Origin of the sequence: uncultured Oceanisphaera sp. (assembly GCF_947495715.1) — a bacterium.
Taxonomy (GTDB): domain Bacteria; phylum Pseudomonadota; class Gammaproteobacteria; order Enterobacterales; family Aeromonadaceae; genus Oceanimonas; species Oceanimonas sediminis.
Map to the genome: position 1 here is coordinate 133608 of NZ_CANLZU010000005.1, position 15430 is coordinate 149037.

The 15430-nt window shown below is 57.1% G+C and carries 13 protein-coding genes and 2 pseudogenes; 10 read left to right on the forward strand and 5 right to left on the reverse strand.

Annotated features, from left to right (window positions below; genetic code table 11):
- Nucleotides 1-28 precede the first annotated feature (28 nt).
- Nucleotides 29-711: pseudogene (locus tag Q0753_RS04885) on the forward strand (IS5 family transposase); the annotation flags it as partial.
- Between the two features lie 31 nt (nucleotides 712-742).
- Here the strand turns inward: Q0753_RS04885 and Q0753_RS04890 are convergent.
- The 4 genes and pseudogenes from Q0753_RS04890 to Q0753_RS04905 form a co-directional block, all read right to left on the reverse strand.
- Nucleotides 743-1476: pseudogene (locus Q0753_RS04890) on the reverse strand (IS5 family transposase); the annotation flags it as partial.
- A gap of 89 nt (nucleotides 1477-1565) precedes the next feature.
- Nucleotides 1566-2087 (reverse strand): cytochrome b, encoded by a 522-nt coding sequence (locus Q0753_RS04895; RefSeq protein WP_298718083.1) that lies wholly within the window; start codon nucleotides 2085-2087, stop codon nucleotides 1566-1568.
- A gap of 26 nt (nucleotides 2088-2113) precedes the next feature.
- Nucleotides 2114-2908, reverse strand: a complete 795-nt coding sequence (locus tag Q0753_RS04900; protein ID WP_298718084.1) for an SDR family NAD(P)-dependent oxidoreductase — start codon at nucleotides 2906-2908, stop codon at nucleotides 2114-2116.
- Between the two features lie 60 nt (nucleotides 2909-2968).
- The gene (locus tag Q0753_RS04905) at nucleotides 2969-3802 is read right to left on the reverse strand and encodes a class III extradiol ring-cleavage dioxygenase (protein ID WP_298718086.1); all 834 of its coding nucleotides are present in this window, start codon (nucleotides 3800-3802) and stop codon (nucleotides 2969-2971) included.
- Between the two features lie 109 nt (nucleotides 3803-3911).
- On the opposite strand from Q0753_RS04905, the gene Q0753_RS04910 reads away from it, so the two are divergent.
- A complete protein-coding gene (locus Q0753_RS04910) occupies nucleotides 3912-4817 on the forward strand; it encodes a LysR family transcriptional regulator (RefSeq protein WP_298718088.1) in 906 nt (301 codons plus the stop codon).
- A gap of 135 nt (nucleotides 4818-4952) precedes the next feature.
- Here Q0753_RS04910 and Q0753_RS04915 read toward each other — a convergent pair whose 3' ends face one another.
- On the reverse strand, nucleotides 4953-5735 hold the full coding sequence (locus Q0753_RS04915) for a DNA-binding transcriptional regulator (RefSeq protein ID WP_298718090.1): 783 nt from the start codon (nucleotides 5733-5735) through the stop codon (nucleotides 4953-4955).
- 328 nt (nucleotides 5736-6063) lie between these two features.
- Here Q0753_RS04915 and Q0753_RS04920 point away from each other — a divergent pair, with 328 nt between their 5' ends.
- The 8 genes from Q0753_RS04920 (at nucleotide 6064) to Q0753_RS04955 (ending at nucleotide 15323) form a co-directional block, all read left to right on the forward strand.
- Nucleotides 6064-7740 carry a bifunctional 3-(3-hydroxy-phenyl)propionate/3-hydroxycinnamic acid hydroxylase gene (locus Q0753_RS04920; RefSeq protein ID WP_298718091.1) on the forward strand — a complete coding sequence of 559 codons (1677 nt, stop codon included), beginning with the start codon at nucleotides 6064-6066 and terminating at the stop codon, nucleotides 7738-7740.
- Nucleotide 7741: 1 nt separating this feature from the next.
- Nucleotides 7742-8686, forward strand: coding sequence for a 3-carboxyethylcatechol 2,3-dioxygenase (mhpB, locus tag Q0753_RS04925; protein ID WP_298718092.1), 945 nt, complete (start codon nucleotides 7742-7744; stop codon nucleotides 8684-8686).
- Nucleotides 8687-8722: 36 nt separating this feature from the next.
- The gene (locus Q0753_RS04930) at nucleotides 8723-9586 is read left to right on the forward strand and encodes an alpha/beta fold hydrolase (protein ID WP_298718094.1); all 864 of its coding nucleotides are present in this window, start codon (nucleotides 8723-8725) and stop codon (nucleotides 9584-9586) included.
- A gap of 18 nt (nucleotides 9587-9604) precedes the next feature.
- Nucleotides 9605-10399 (forward strand): 2-keto-4-pentenoate hydratase, encoded by a 795-nt coding sequence (gene mhpD / locus Q0753_RS04935; protein ID WP_298718095.1) that lies wholly within the window; start codon nucleotides 9605-9607, stop codon nucleotides 10397-10399.
- A gap of 24 nt (nucleotides 10400-10423) precedes the next feature.
- The gene (locus tag Q0753_RS04940; protein WP_298718097.1) at nucleotides 10424-11356 is read left to right on the forward strand and encodes an acetaldehyde dehydrogenase (acetylating); all 933 of its coding nucleotides are present in this window, start codon (nucleotides 10424-10426) and stop codon (nucleotides 11354-11356) included.
- A gap of 13 nt (nucleotides 11357-11369) precedes the next feature.
- Nucleotides 11370-12395: a 4-hydroxy-2-oxovalerate aldolase gene (gene dmpG, locus Q0753_RS04945; protein ID WP_298718099.1), complete on the forward strand. Its 1026-nt coding sequence runs from the start codon at nucleotides 11370-11372 to the stop codon at nucleotides 12393-12395.
- Between the two features lie 78 nt (nucleotides 12396-12473).
- A complete protein-coding gene (locus tag Q0753_RS04950) occupies nucleotides 12474-13865 on the forward strand; it encodes an MFS transporter (protein WP_298718101.1) in 1392 nt (463 codons plus the stop codon).
- 330 nt (nucleotides 13866-14195) lie between these two features.
- The gene (locus Q0753_RS04955; RefSeq protein WP_298718102.1) at nucleotides 14196-15323 is read left to right on the forward strand and encodes a DcaP family trimeric outer membrane transporter; all 1128 of its coding nucleotides are present in this window, start codon (nucleotides 14196-14198) and stop codon (nucleotides 15321-15323) included.
- The last annotated feature ends 107 nt before the right edge of the window (nucleotides 15324-15430 follow it).

The window sequence follows — 15430 nt, forward strand, 5'->3', positions numbered from 1 at the left end:
ACCTTTACTGTATTTGAGGTCACTGCTGATGAGGCACTACTGGCTACGAGATGATCAATGGGAGCGGATCAAGGAGTTACTATCCGGTAAAGCAAGTGATAGAGGCGTGACGGCACGCGATAACCGCAAGTTCGTTGAAGCGGTACTCTGGATTGCTCGAACTGGCTCACCTTGGCGTGATTTACCTGAGTTTTATGGTCATTGGCACCGTGTTTACGTTCGGTATAGTCGTTGGTCTCATAAGGGCGTCTGGCTCAAGATAATGGAGGAGTTATCCAAAGAGGCTGATTTTGAAAAACTCATGGTCGATGGCAGCATCGTTCGTGTTCATCAGCATGGGGCAGCAAAAAAACAGCGCAAGGCATCGAAGCTATGGGAAAGTCCAGAGGTGGCCTGACGACTAAAGTCCATGCTGCCGTTGATGTCTTGGGTAATCCAGTGCGCTTACTGCTAACCCAAGGGCAAGCCTCCGAATACGGACAAGCGGAGGCGTTATTGGATGGCTTCACGCCTGCCCAGGTCTTGGCTGATAAAGGCTATGATTCAGGTGCGTTTGTTAAATGCATTCAGCATGTTGGTGCAGAGGCGGTTATTCCATCAAGAAAGAACCGCTTACAGGCAAGGCCGCTGGGTCGAGATATCTACAAAAATCGCAACCTGGTAGAGCGATTTTTCCAAAAGTTGAAGCAATTTCGCCGCATAGCGACAAGGTAAGAACGACTGGCGAAAAACTACCAGTCGATGTTGATACGAGGCTGAGCATGGCGGTGTAGTGTTTCTCGACACGCTCATATCGAGTCGCGATACGACGGTAATGTTTGAGCTTCTGGAAAGCGCGTTCAACCAAATTACGTTCTTTATACAACACTTTATCGTAGTCCCGTGGGCTGGTCCGGTTCTTTCTCGGTGGGATCACCGGGCAGGCTCCACTGTCACGGATTGCGTCGACGAAGCGATCTGAGTCATAACCCTTGTCTGCCATCACGAAGTCCGCTTTCATGCCTTCAATCAAGTGGTTGGCTTGACCATATTCCGATGCTTGTCCGGGCGTTAATAGAAAGCGGACCGGGTTACCCAACGCATCGACAGCGAGGTGGATTTTGGTACTCAGTCCGCCTCGTGACTTGCCTTGCGCTTGCTCATCGCGCTCTGTTTTTTTGAGGTCCCATGCTGATGGACCCGAACGATACTTCCATCCACCATCAAATATTCCAAGTCGGGATCATCCGAGACAGCTTCCCAAATCTGCGTCCATACGCCCTTGTGTGACCAGCGGTTATAGCGAACATACACTCGATGCCAATGGCCGAAGGGTTCTGGCAAATCCCGCCAGGGCGCTCCTGTTCGAGCAATCCACAACACGGCTTCAACAAAAAGACGGTTATCCTTTGCTGTGACCCCACAGTCACCGGCCTTCCCCGGAAGTAGGTCCTTGATTCGTTCCCATTGATCATCGCTCAGCACTGGCCGGGGCATACGTTCCACTCTCTTCAGATCCATGATGCACTTACTATCGGCAGAATTTTACCATAATTGAGAACGCCCCCTAGTCTTGTTGAAGGCACTTACAGCATGCGTTTTAGCGTGTCGTCCCGATGAACGTAGTGGTGGGTCAGAGCCATGCCGATGTGACCGATAATCAGCACGGTCAAGGCCCAGACCAGCGGTGAGTGCAGGCTGCCGATAGTTGCGGCCCAGGCAATTTCATCACCTTTGGCAAAGATCTCAAGGCCGAATGCGGTCAGGCCATATCCACCGCCCAGCATGACCATGATACCGGTGAGCGGCATCAGCAGCATGCCGGCAAAGAGCAGACCATGGCCGGCTTTAACCAGCCTGGCGGTGGCAGGATCCTGGGCGGGGCGCTGATGACGCTGGGTCATCACCCACACCAGGCGCAGCACGATCATTACCAGCAGTAAGGTACCGATGGACACATGCCAGGGTACCAAGGTTTCACCTACCCAGTGTTCGCCCTCGGCGATACGATCCCCGAACTTGAGTAGCTGCCAACCGATCAATACTGCCATTAACCAGTGAAAGGTTTTACTGACGCTGCCATAGCGTTCTTTTGAGTCATATTTCATGTTCTGCTCCTGTGGTTGATGGGGCGTTATGCAATACTTTCAACAATGCCCCCCTCTACCCGCAGCGCCGCGCCAGTGGTGGCGCTGGCCTGAGGGGAGGCCGCATAAATACACAGATTGGCAACTTCCTCTGGCGTAGCGAAGCGCTTGAGCAATGTTGAAGGGCGGTTCTCTGCCAGGAACAGGGTTTCCATTTGTTCCGCTGTTACGCCACGTTCCTTGCCCATTTCAGCCATCATGGCCTGAGCACCTTCGGTACGGGTAGGCCCGGGTAATATGGTGTTAACGGTCACGCCACTGCCGGCCAGTACTTTGGCCAGACCGCGAGAAACGCCCTGCAATGCAGCCTTACTAACGCCGTAGTGCACCATTTCAGCCGGGATATTGAGCGCCGATTCACTGGAAATAAACTGGATACGACCCCAGCCGCGTGTTTGCATGCCCTTCGCGTAGTGTCGGGCCAGGCGCACACCGCTCATCACATTCACCTGAAAGATCTCTTCCCAGGCATCGTCGTTAATGTCGAAGAATGGACAGCCGCCATAGATACCCAGGTTGTTGACCAGGATATCGGTTTCCGGAAGGGATTCGATGATCGTTTGACAGCCGACCGCCGTTCCGGCATCGGCCACTATGCCGCCGACATCGTCACGGCCGCTGGCTTGGCGAATGTAATTCAGAGCCGTGTCCACCTTGGCTTGGTCGCGACCAACCAGGGTAACCTGGGCACCGGCTTTGGCCAGCCCGGTGGCAATCGCGAGGCCAATACCGGCCGTAGAGCCAGTGACTAGCGCCTGCTTTCCAGAAAGTTTGATGTGCATAAATGAGCTCCTACCGTTTTGCATGGATTGTGAATATCTTGCCGACGTTAAGGTTAAGGCTCAGCCAAAACGGAATGCCGATATCTGAGTCTTGAGTATCTGTTGTGAATAGATTTTTCTGCCACTGTCTTCCCCTGCGGCACCCGCTGCGACCATCAGCGGTATAAGATGCTCCTCATCGCCTGACGGATGACATTGAAGTGCATGGGGGGCATGAGGCCAGTCACGCAGACCGGCAAATCTTTGCGCTGGCGGGGCGGCAATGGTGTGCGTCAACCATTCATCAAACACCTGTGACGGCTGGGTAAAGTTTGCATCGCCATAGCCCCCCATATTGTGAAAACTCATGCCACTGCCAACGATCAATACCCCTTCATCACGCAACGGTGCCAGAGCCTTGCCAGCAGCCAGGTGTGCTTCAGGGTCGAGATCATGGCGCAACGACAGCTGCACCACCGGAATCTCTGCCTGGGGGAATATCAGCTTCAAGGGAATGAACATGCCATGATCAAATCCCCTCGACGTATCTTGCTGGCTGTTTAAACCTGCCTCGGAGAGCAAGATGGCGATCCGTTCAGCCAATACCGGGGAGCCTTGTGCCGGGTAAATCAGCTCATAAGTGTGCTCGGGAAAGCCGTAATAATCGTAAATCAACTCCGGCTGCGCACCGCAGGTAATGCCGAAAACAGGGGCTTGCCAATGCGCACTAATCATTAATATCGCCTTTGGAAGAGCCGGCAACAGGGCAGCGATATTTTTAAGAAAATCAGCCATACCTTGCCAGGTGTCATACGGTTTCCAGTCTATAAAAAAGCATGGCCCTGCCCCGTGGGGGATAAACAGTACCGGTTGCGTCACTGATACGTTCTGGGTAGCCGTTATCATCTCGCTCATTGTTTCTGTCATCCGGTATCGGCCTGTTTCAGTACTATATCTACCCTCTATAAGTAAGAGAAGGTGCTAATATAAGGTAACTCCTCTTACTGTGGGTATGAAATAAGTGTTGGATCGATTTACTGGCATGCGGATTTTTGTGCAGGCTATTGCTCAGGGCAGTCTTTCTGCGGCGGGCCGTGTCTTGGATATGTCTCCCGCCATGGCGACCAAACATGTGGATGCATTGGAAGCGAGACTAGGCGTCAAACTGATGCATCGCACGACGCGACAACTGACTCTGACCGACTCTGGCACCGAATACCTGGAAGCCTGCCAGCGCATTCTGCAAGAGCTCGATGAAGCCGAAGCCGAAGTGACCGCGCAACGCGTTGAGGCAGTTGGCCGATTACGCATGAACGTGCCTTTATCTTTCGGGACCCGCTTTATCGCGCCCTTGTTACCAGCCTTCAGCCGCCGATATCCACTGGTTGAAGTCGAGTTGGGGCTCAGCGATTCGCAGCAGGACTTAATACAAGAAGGGTGGGAGCTGCTCGTTCGAGTTGGATATCTCGGCGATAGCACGCTCAAAGCGAGGCGATTAGGAGATTGCCCGATGCGGGTGTGTGCGTCACCGCAATACCTGGCGCGGCATGGCACTCCTCGGCGTGTTGCTGAACTGTCCGGACATAACTGTCTCAGCTATACCCTGTCTCGGCGGCAGAATAAAGGCAGCTGGTTTTTTGGTCGTGAAGGTGACATTCAGGTACGCGTGAAAGGCAACCTAAAGGCCGACAACGGCGATGCACTGCTGGCCGCCGCACTGGAGGGGCAGGGGGTTATCTATCAGCCACATTTTATCGTTTCCGATGCGCTGGCTCGCAATGAACTAGTGGCTCTGGAGCTCGATCATCCTCCTATCGACCCAGGTGGTGTGTATGTCCTCTTTCCCCCAGATCGGCGTTTGCCAGCAAAAGTAAGAGCCATGATCGACTATCTTGTGGAAGTATTTTCAAAATCATCATTAAGTGGTTGATGGAGCTCTTCATCAAGTTCCGGTTATATCCTTGCCAGCTTTGCTGTTGTGCCTTATTCATTTGTCTGCTCTCGAGTCCGCTCGTCAAGAGAGCAGCAGCTAGTTTCCTGATTCAGCAAACAGCGCGTCTTGCAACTACAACTGCTGTTCTATGTCTGCGATCACAGCCTGCAGCGCGCCCAGGTGACGTTTGGCTGCATCTTCTATGGTCATGGCTTTGGCGATATAGACCAGGTTCAGGCAGCCCATTACCTGCTCGCCGTGGCGAATGGGCACGGCGATAGAACCTATTTTTTCTTCATCTCCCCACTCTCCGTGGTTTGCACCGTAGCCATTGGCTCGGGTCTGGCGGATCAGTTTATCCACCCAGATCCGGTTGCGCGCCAGCTTACCTTGAACATCATTACGGGAAGCCAGTAGTGCCAATATGCTTTCTCGCTCGGTATCTGGGCAGTGGGCGATATAGGCCCGTCCTGCGGCCGTCTGTAGCAACGGCAGTCGCCTGCCCACCATGGAGCGATGGAACGACAGCCGGCTGAAGCGGTGAGTGGTTTCACGGATCACCATGGCATCCACATCCAGGGTGGTGATGTCGGTGGGCCAAACGACGTCCTGAAGAAGTTGACCAAGCAGAGGGGCTGCGAGCTGGGAGATCCACTGATCGTCGCGAAAGCCTTCGCTCAGCTCCCTTACCTTGAGGCTCAGTCGGTAGCCGTCATCGGATTCACTGCGCCGCACATAGCCTTCATCCTGCAGGGTTTCGAGCAGACGGCGCACCGTGGTGCGGTGCAGGCCCGTTACTTCTGCCAGCTGGCCGATGCGGGCGCCGCCGTCGAAACGGTTGAGGTTGTTAAGCAGGCTCAGTCCGCGGATCAAGCCGCGCACCGGCTTGTAGTCGCTTTTTTTATCGTCGCTCAATTTAAAATCCTTAATAAACAAATGCGTGCACCTGGTGCACGTGTGGGCTGCTTTTGATTGTTCCATCACTGGAAGCTTTTTATACTCGATCGCAAGTTAACAACTGAAACAAATGGTAAACAATTATGAATCCCAACATCACAAATTGTTACACCTTGATCCAGGGTGGCTTTTGATCTGCAGCTGAGTGTCTCCGGGCCTGGCGCCCGAGTTTAGCAACCCATTAATGATCCTGACAGCAACGACTCCATCATCCGGAGCCGACGGGTAAGGCATGCCTGCTGTCGAATGGAAGGTATTTAGTTTCACTGATTCAGGAGCGAAGAACGTGACAGCAACAATTCCCAAAACTCTGACCTCGGGCATCGACAGCCCTTTCGACGCGGACGTGATTATCGCCGGTGCCGGCCCGGTCGGGCTGATGATTGCCAACTACCTGGGACACTGCGGTGTTGAGGTATTGGTGGTGGAAAAACTGGATACCCTGATCGACTATCCCCGTGCCATAGGGCTGGATGACGAAAGTCTGCGTGCTTTCCAGGCGGTGGACCTCGCCGAACAGGTACTTCCACATACCACGCCCATGCATGCCATGCGCTTCCTGACCCCCAAGGGGCGTTGCTTCGCCGATATCCAGCCCAACACCGAGGAGTTTGGCTGGCCGCGCCGCAATGCCTTTATCCAGCCGCTGGCAGATCGAGTGCTGTACGACGGCCTGGCCCGTTTTGACAACGTCAAGGTGCTGTTCTCCCGGGATTTGCAGGAGTTCGGCCAGGATTCAGAAGGCGTCTGGCTGAAGATGGCGACCCCCGATGGGGAAGAGCGACTGAGGGCGCGTTACCTGGTGGGCTGTGACGGCGGTAATAGCTTGGTGCGCCGCACTTTGGACATAAGTTTCGACGGTAAGACGGCGCCCAATCAGTGGATAGTGATCGATGTGCGCAATGATCCCCTCGGTACCCCCAACGTCTATATGTGCTGCGATGCGGAGCGGCCCTATGTGTCGGCGGCTCTGCCACACGGTATTCGCCGCTTCGAATTCATGGTGATGCCGGGCGAGACAGAGGAGCAGCTAAGCCAGCCGGAAGCGCTGCAACGGCTGCTGGCCAAGGTGGTACCGGATCCGACTCGAGTCGATGTTATCCGTCAGCGGGTCTACACCCACAATGCCCGTCTGGCCGGTGAATTTCGCAACGGTCGTGTGCTGCTGGCCGGCGATGCCGCCCATATCATGCCGGTGTGGCAGGGCCAGGGTTACAACAGCGGTATGCGCGACGCCAGCAACCTGGCGTGGAAACTGGCGTTGGCGGTCAAGGGACTGGCCGGTGACGAACTGCTCGATACCTATCAGCAGGAACGCCGGGATCATGCCAGAGCGATGATTGATCTGTCGGTCACCGCGGGGCATGTGCTGGCGCCGTCGAAGAAGTGGCAGGCCAGCCTGCGCGACGGTATCTCCTGGTTACTCAACTACTTGCCGCCGGTCAAACGCTACTTCCTGGAAATGCGTTTCAAGCCCATGCCCCAGTACCATCAGGGGGTGCTGGTCGAATCGACTCAGCCGCTGAAGCAGTCGCCGGTGGGCAAGTTGTTCATCCAGCCAAAGGTCCGGCAGGGAGAGCAGGTACTGCTACTGGACGAGGTGATCGGTCGCCGCTTCGCGGTTATCGCTTGGGGTACGGATCCTTGCTACGGCCTGAGTACGGAAGAGCTGGCTCATTGGCAGCGTCTCGGCACTTGCTTCATTCAGGTGGTACCTTCGGTGCAGCTGAAGGCCAAGGCCTGTTTAGCGGAAGGGCTCATTCGCATCGGAGATGAGAGCGGACGGTTAAAGGAATGGTTTGGTCTATATCCGGCATCGATAGCCGTGTTGCGGCCGGATCGTTTTGTCGCCGGTATCGCGATTCCCCAGACGCTTGAAACACTGTGCCAGCAACTTCGCCAGGCGCTCAGGGCCAACATCCAATCTCAGTCGGCGTCTGCTGCGCCACGCAAGGTGGCCTGATATGAGTGTTTATCTGCACTGCTTGTCCCATACACCGCTGATCGGTCATGTGGATCCTGCTCCTGCCGTGCTGGCGGAGGTGGATGCTACCGTCGCTGCAGCAAGGGAGCGTATTGCCCGTTTCGATCCCGAGCTGGTGATCCTGTTCTCACCCGATCATTACAACGGCTTCTTCTACGACATCATGCCGTCCTTTTGTATCGGCATGGCAGCTCACGCCATCGGCGATTTCGGTACTGCTGCCGGTGAACTGCCTGTGCCCCAGACGCTGGCTGAAGACTGCGCCCGTTTGGTACTTGAGCAGGGTATCGATGCCGCCGTGTCCTACTGCATGCAGGTGGATCACGGTTTCGCCCAACCGCTGGAATTCTTGCTGGGCAGCATCGATCGGATACCGGTTATCCCCGTGTTCATCAATGCAGTGGCGACGCCTCTACCCAGCTTTCAACGCGCCCGTCTGCTGGGTGAAGCCATCGGTCGATTCGCCCGCGCGCTGGACAAGCGGGTGCTGCTGCTCGGGTCGGGTGGTCTGTCACATCAGCCACCGGTACCGGAGCTGGCCACTGCCAGCGAACACATGGCCGACCGGCTCAAGGGCAGCGGCCGCCACTTGCCGATGGAAGAACGTGAGGCTCGTACTCAGCGGGTGATAGCAGCAGCCCGTGCCTTTATCGACGATCAGCACAGCCTGTATCCGCTCAACCCGGACTGGGATCGACAGTTCATGGCCACCCTGGCGGAAGGTCGTCTGGCCGAGCTGGATGGGCTTGGTAACGATGAACTGTCGGCCCTGGCTGGCAAGTCGGCCAACGAGATCAAGACCTGGGTGGCGACTTTTGCTGCGCTCTCGGCTTTTGGCCCTTATGTGGCAGATCACGGCTACTACCGCGAGATTCCCGAATGGATCGCCGGCTTTGGCTCGATTAGCGCAGCCCCCCTTCGCTGAACCATTTTTTCATTTCACTACAAGAAGGATCAGACCATGACAAACCACACTCTCACCGAAGCCGCTACCAGCCGTTTCGTCCGCATCCAGCAAGATGAGCTTGATGTGCAACTGCACTATAACGATTGCGGTCAGGGCGAACAGGTCGTCGTTATGCTGCACGGCTCCGGCCCCGGTGCCAGCGGCTGGGCCAACTTCAACCGCAACGTCGCCCCTCTGGTGGAAGCCGGTTTTCGGGTGATATTGCTGGACTGCCCGGGCTGGAGCAAGAGTGACAGCCTGGTTTGCGAGGGCTCCCGCTCTGACCTCAACGCCACAGCTCTCAAGGGACTGCTGGATGCTCTTGATATTGAAAAGGTGCATATTCTCGGCAACTCCATGGGCGGCCACAGTGCCGTAGCCTTCGCCCTTGGTTATCCAGAGCGCGTCGGCAAACTGGTGCTGATGGGCGGTGGCACAGGCGGTGCCAGCCTGTTTACTCCCATGCCTACCGAAGGCATCAAGCGTCTGCAGAAACTGTATCGGGAGCCGACCATCGATAACCTCAAGGAGATGATGGACATCTTCGTTTACGACACCTCGGACCTCACCGAAGAACTGTTCCAGACTCGGCTCGACAACATGCTGGCGCGCCGTGATCACCTGGATAACTTCGTCAAGAGCCTGCAAGCCAACCCGAAACAGTTCCCTGACTTCAGCCCACGGCTTGGCGAAATCACTGCCGAAACCCTGGTGATCTGGGGATGCCAGGATCGTTTCGTGCCCATGGATACCGGCCTGCGGCTGGTGGCCGGCTTGCCCAACGCCGAGCTGCACCTTTTCAACCGCTGTGGTCACTGGGCCCAGTGGGAGCATGCCGACAAGTTCAACCGTATGGTGCTGGACTTCCTGACCCACTGAGTACTGAGAGAGAAAATGATGAAACCGAATCAAGAAACCCTGGAGCAAGTTGCCGCTACCCTGCGCCAGGCTGAGCTCACCGGTACAACAATTGACCCGCTGCGGACGCAGATCGGAGAAGACAATGCTGAGGCGGCCTACGCCATCCAGCGCATCAATGTGGCTCACGGCGTAGCCGGTGGGCGCCGAGTGGTGGGCCGCAAGATAGGCCTGACCAATCCCAAGGTACAACAGCAGCTGGGAGTGGACCAACCCGACTTTGGCACCTTGTTTGCCGACATGGGGTACGGCGACAACGACACCCTGCCATTCGGCCGGGTGCTGCAACCCAAGATTGAAGCGGAGATTGCCCTGATCCTGGAGCGGGATTTGCCTGCCGACGATACCACCTTGGCCGAGCTGGTGGAGGCTACAGGTTGGGTTTTGCCGGCGCTGGAAATTGTCGGTAGCCGGGTACGTGACTGGAACATCCGCTTTGTAGATACCGTGGCCGACAACGCCTCCAGCGGCCTGTTTGTGCTGGGCGGTCCGGCCCGCCGGCTGGATGGCCTGGATTTGCGCAACGCGGCCATGCGGATGACCCGAAATGGTGAGGAGGTGTCCGCTGGCTGTGGTGCCGAATGCCTGGGACACCCGCTCAACGCCGCAGTCTGGCTGGCGCGAACCATGAGCCGACTGGGCGAACCGTTGCGCGCCGGCGATGTGATCCTTACCGGAGCCCTGGGACCCATGTCACCGGTGGCGGCGGGCGATCGTTTTGAAGCCCATATCGAGGGTGTCGGCCAGGTAGCCGTGAACTTCAGCCGGGACTGAACCCATTACAGAAGGGAATAAGAAATGAAGAAACTGAAAGCAGCCATCATCGGCTCGGGCAATATCGGCACCGATCTGATGATCAAGATATTGCGCCACGGCAAGCATATCGAAATGGGCGTCATGGTCGGCATCGACCCGGCCTCAGATGGTCTGGCCCGCGCCGCCCGCATGGGCGTGGCCACCACACATGAAGGCGTGGATGGCCTGGTACAGATGCCGGCATTCGCCGACATCGACATCGTGTTTGACGCCACTTCCGCCGGCGCCCATATCAAGAACGACGCCCTGCTGCGCCAACACAAGCCCGGCATCCGGCTCGTCGATCTGACCCCAGCGGCCATCGGCCCCTATTGTGTGCCTGTGGTGAACCTGGAGCAGAACCTGGCTGAGGGCAACGTCAACATGGTGACCTGCGGCGGCCAGGCCACCATCCCGATAGTGGCGGCGGTATCGCGGGTCGCCAAGGTGCACTACGCCGAAATTGTGGCATCGATCAGCAGCAAGTCCGCCGGTCCCGGCACTCGTGCCAATATTGACGAGTTCACCGAAACCACCACCCGAGCCATCGAGCAGGTCGGCGGGGCGGCCAGGGGCAAGGCCATTATCGTGCTCAATCCGGCCGAGCCACCGCTGATGATGCGTGACACCGTTTACGTGTTGTCCGAGGCCGTCGATCAGGCGGCGGTCGCGGCGTCCATCGAAGAGATGGTGACGGCGGTGCAGTCCTATGTTTCCGGTTACCGGCTCAAGCAGCAGGTGCAGTTTGAGACAATCAGACCGGAGGCACCGCTGCATATTCCTGGTCTGGGGGACTTCAGTGGGCTCAAGACCACGGTGTTTCTCGAGGTGGAAGGCGCGGCCCATTACCTGCCGGCCTACGCCGGTAACCTGGACATCATGACCTCCGCCGCCCTGGCCACCGCCGAGCGGATGGCCCAGTCCCAGCTCAATTAAGGAGAACAGCAGCATGACTTTTACTCCCGGCAAGAAACTCTATATCTCCGACGTCACTCTGCGAGATGGCAGCCACGCGGTGCGCCACCAGTACAGCCTGGATCAGGTTCGATCCATCGCCCGGGCGCTGGACGCGGCCAGGGTAGACAGCATCGAAGTGGCCCATGGTGACGGCCTGCAAGGCTCCAGCTTCAATTACGGCTTCGGTGCACATACCGATCTGGAATGGATTGAGGCGGTGGCGTCCGAAGTCAGCCACGCCAGGGTGGCGACCCTGCTGTTACCGGGTATCGGCACAGTTCACGATCTGGACAACGCCTACCAGGCGGGTGCACGGGTGGTACGGGTCGCGACCCACTGTACCGAGGCGGACGTGTCACGTCAGCACATCGAGCACGCCCGCAAACTGGGCATGGACACGGTGGGATTCCTGATGATGAGCCACATGACCACGCCCGACAACCTGGCGGTGGAAGCGAAGAAGATGGAGAGCTACGGCGCCACCTGTATTTATATCGTTGATTCGGGCGGCGCCATGAACATGCAGGATATCCGCGATCGTTTTCGGGCGGTGAAGGCGGTGCTCAATGCCGACACCGAAACCGGCATGCACGCCCACCACAACCTCAGTCTCGGTGTCGCCAACTCCATGGTGGCGGTGGAAGAGGGCTGCGACCGCATTGACGCCAGCCTGGCGGGGATGGGCGCGGGGGCGGGCAATGCGCCGCTGGAAGTGTTTATTGCCGCGGCGGAACGGCAGGGCTGGCACCACGGCACAGATCTGTACACCCTGATGGACGCGGCCGACGAGCTGGTGCGCCCGCTGCAGGACAGGCCGGTGCGGGTAGACCGGGAAACCCTGGCGCTGGGTTATGCGGGGGTTTATTCGAGCTTCTTGCGCCACGCGGAAGTGGCGGCCCACAAATACGGCCTGAAAACGGTAGACATTCTGGTAGAGCTGGGCAAGCGGCGCATGGTCGGCGGCCAGGAGGACATGATAGTGGATGTTGCCCTGGATCTGCTGCGGGTCCGCAGCTAAGCGCCTAATACACCTGGGCTAAAAAAAGCAGGAAAGCACGGCCGGCGTGCCCGGCCTTATCTCAAAGGAGAGAGTCAAATGTCCAATCCCACATCACAAACCCACTTTGGTGACGGTATGAAAGATCCCCATCAGCAACGGAAGGAAAGCCGCCGGGCCATCATATCCAGTTATCTGGGCTCCACGGTGGAGTATTATGATTTCCTGCTGTACGGCAGTGCCGCCAGTCTGGTGTTTCCAACGCTGTTTTTCGGCGATCTGGATCCCGCGTTGGGACTCATCTTGTCCTTCCTGACCCTGGCGGCGGGCTATGTGGCCCGTCCGGTCGGCGGTCTGCTGTTTGGCCACTTCGGCGACAAAATTGGCCGCAAGCAGATCCTCTTCATCACCCTGATGGTAATGGGCGGGGTCTCGGTGGTCATTGGCCTGTTACCTACCTACCAGACTATCGGCATTGCTGCGCCTATCGCTTTGGTGCTGCTGCGGGTTATTCAGGGTCTGGCGGTGGGCGGTGAGTGGGCCGGCGCCACTCTGATGGCGATGGAACATTCTGGCAAGAAATCCAAGGGCCTCGGAGCCAGCATAGCGGTGTCTGGTGGGCCCTCCGGGGCCGTGCTGGCGACCATGGTACTGGGTCTGTTTTCGTTGTTGCCCGAAGCTCAGTTCATGAGCTGGGGCTGGCGGATTCCTTTTCTGCTGTCCGCCATCCTGGTGATCATCGGTCTCTACTTGCGCTACAGCGTGACCGAATCTCCCGAGTTTGAAGAAGCCAAGGCCGCCGAGGAAGCCAGTCCGGAGTCGAGCGTCCATACCGGCATTCCTCTGGTACGGCTGTTCCGGGAGTCGTCCTCCGATATTTCCCTGGGCGTACTCGCCGGCCTGGCACCACTGTTCATACAGTCGCTGTTGGCGACCTTCGTGCTGACTTATGCGGTGTCCATCGGCCACAGCCGCAGCGACGCCTTGCTGATGCTGACGCTGGCCAATGTGCTGCATATCTTCACCATACCGCTGATGGCTTTGTTGTCGGATCGCTTCGGTCGCCGGCCGGTAATGCTGGCAGGTGCTCTGGTGGGCTGCATCATGATCTGGCCCATGTTCGCATTGATAAGCCACGGTTCGCCCTGGATGATGCTGATCGGTTTTATTGTCGGTAATCCGCTGATCCAGGCGGTGATGTACGGCCCCATGGGTGCCTTTATCAGCGAGAAATTCACCACCCGCACCCGCTATACCGGGCTATCGCTCACCTATCAGCTTACCGCTGTGCTGGGCGCCGGTTTCACCCCGCTGATTGCTCAAGCATTGCTCGGCCTCGGCGGCGGGGGCACCAATACCCAATACATCTCGATGCTGTTCAGCCTGCTGTGCCTGATAAGTGCCGTCGGGGTGTATTGGTCGCGGGAAACGGCGCCCAGTCGAGCCTCTCAGACAGCCCCGCTAGGTAAGGTATCGCGTAGCACCAATTGATATTTGAATAACAACAAGACTGTCTTCGGTCGGTCATCGAGTCCTGTTTTCAACGCCGGTCCATACCGGTGTTTTTTTATCTTAAAATCTATTAAAAACAACAGTGTGCACCTGGTGCACCTGGTGCACGTCAGTGTTGTTTTTCGTTGTCGGGACAATTTACCCCTCTTACACTGCATTTGTTTTTTAAAAGTGAATGAAATGTTTGATTGATGTTTTTTTTCTGGTGCCACCCCCACTTTGTGGGTCGGTCTTTCTAGCTCCTGGCATTGTCTTGGAGTGGTACCAGAGCAAGCCGACTTATAACTCTGTGAAAAGGACTTTACTGATATGAAACCCAACGCCGTCATCTTTTATGCCGTCTTCGTTGGCGCTGCGCTATCTGGCTCTGCGACTGCTTTTGAGTGGCAGATAGGCGATACCCGCGCCAGCTTGTATGGCTACGCCAAGCTCGATGTAATCCATGATGTGGGTGCAAACCTGGGCAATACGGTCAAGCGTGCCGATATCCGTTTGGATGGTGAGAAGGGGCCCGAGGGCCACAGTATTCTACACGGCTACCAGAGCCGGTTAGGGGTGAGTAGCCAGACCGTCACCGAGCAGGGCGACGTCAAGGTGGTACTGGAAGGGGACTTCTTCGGCAATGGCGGCGGCAGTTTCCGCCTGCGCCACGCCTATGGCGAATGGAACGGCATTACAGCGGGCCAGACCTGGACCAATTTCGGCGGTTTCCTCGGTATGAGCCCGACTATTGATTTTACCCCCCAGCCCGGTCAAGGCAACGCCTCCCGACAGGCTCAGCTGCGTTATACCCAGGGCGGCTTCTCCGTGGCACTGGAAGATCCGAATAATCTTGGGGGCAAGATGACAGTGGCTACTAGCGACAGTGCTACGCAACCGTTACCCGATTTGACCCTGCGTTACCAAGGCCGGCTGGGTGAGTTGAGTTACGGTACCTCGGCGGTGTTACGTCAGCTGGAGTATTACCAGACAGCCAATGATGAAGAGCAGAACGCCTTCGGCTGGGGACTGAATTTGGAGGCTGCCTACCTTTTGACGCAGGGGCTGGTGCTGCGAGGCTCACTGACCCACGGCGACGGCATCGGTGGTTATCTCGAAGGTAGCCCGGCAGCACCCGCTTATATCGATCCCCGGACAGGAGAACTGGAGAGTATCAAGGCCAGCGGCGGTACCGCCGGGCTCAGCCTGACAGTGGGACCGGGCAATATGACGCTAGGCTATGGAGTCGCTCGGGCTGATCTGGACGACGCGGTGAACTTTGGTGCCCTCACCGGCGGTGCCAACAAGCAGTTCGAAGCCTGGCACCTCAATTACATCTGGTCGCCGATCACCAATGTCAGCTACGGCCTCGAAACCAGCTATCACCGTCGTCAAGTGCAGGATGGTCGGGAAGGGGACGCCGTGCGTCTTCAGGGCATGGTGATGTATAAATTTTAAGGGAAAAAATTCATGATGATGCGCAACACACTACTGGTACTGACCCTGGCAATGTCGAGCCCGCTGGCCATATCTGCAGAAGTCCGCCCCAACATACTACTGCTGAT

Coding starts and splice junctions, on each gene's coding strand:
- Q0753_RS04895 (WP_298718083.1), bottom strand. CDS start 2,087: ATGAAATATGACTCAAAAGAACGCTATGGCAGCGTCAGTAAAACCTTT.
- Q0753_RS04900 (WP_298718084.1), bottom strand. CDS start 2,908: ATGCACATCAAACTTTCTGGAAAGCAGGCGCTAGTCACTGGCTCTACG.
- Q0753_RS04905 (WP_298718086.1), bottom strand. CDS start 3,802: ATGAGCGAGATGATAACGGCTACCCAGAACGTATCAGTGACGCAACCG.
- mhpB (WP_298718092.1), top strand. CDS start 7,742: ATGAGTGTTTATCTGCACTGCTTGTCCCATACACCGCTGATCGGTCAT.
- Q0753_RS04930 (WP_298718094.1), top strand. CDS start 8,723: ATGACAAACCACACTCTCACCGAAGCCGCTACCAGCCGTTTCGTCCGC.
- mhpD (WP_298718095.1), top strand. CDS start 9,605: ATGAAACCGAATCAAGAAACCCTGGAGCAAGTTGCCGCTACCCTGCGC.
- Q0753_RS04940 (WP_298718097.1), top strand. CDS start 10,424: ATGAAGAAACTGAAAGCAGCCATCATCGGCTCGGGCAATATCGGCACC.
- dmpG (WP_298718099.1), top strand. CDS start 11,370: ATGACTTTTACTCCCGGCAAGAAACTCTATATCTCCGACGTCACTCTG.
- Q0753_RS04950 (WP_298718101.1), top strand. CDS start 12,474: ATGTCCAATCCCACATCACAAACCCACTTTGGTGACGGTATGAAAGAT.
- Q0753_RS04955 (WP_298718102.1), top strand. CDS start 14,196: ATGAAACCCAACGCCGTCATCTTTTATGCCGTCTTCGTTGGCGCTGCG.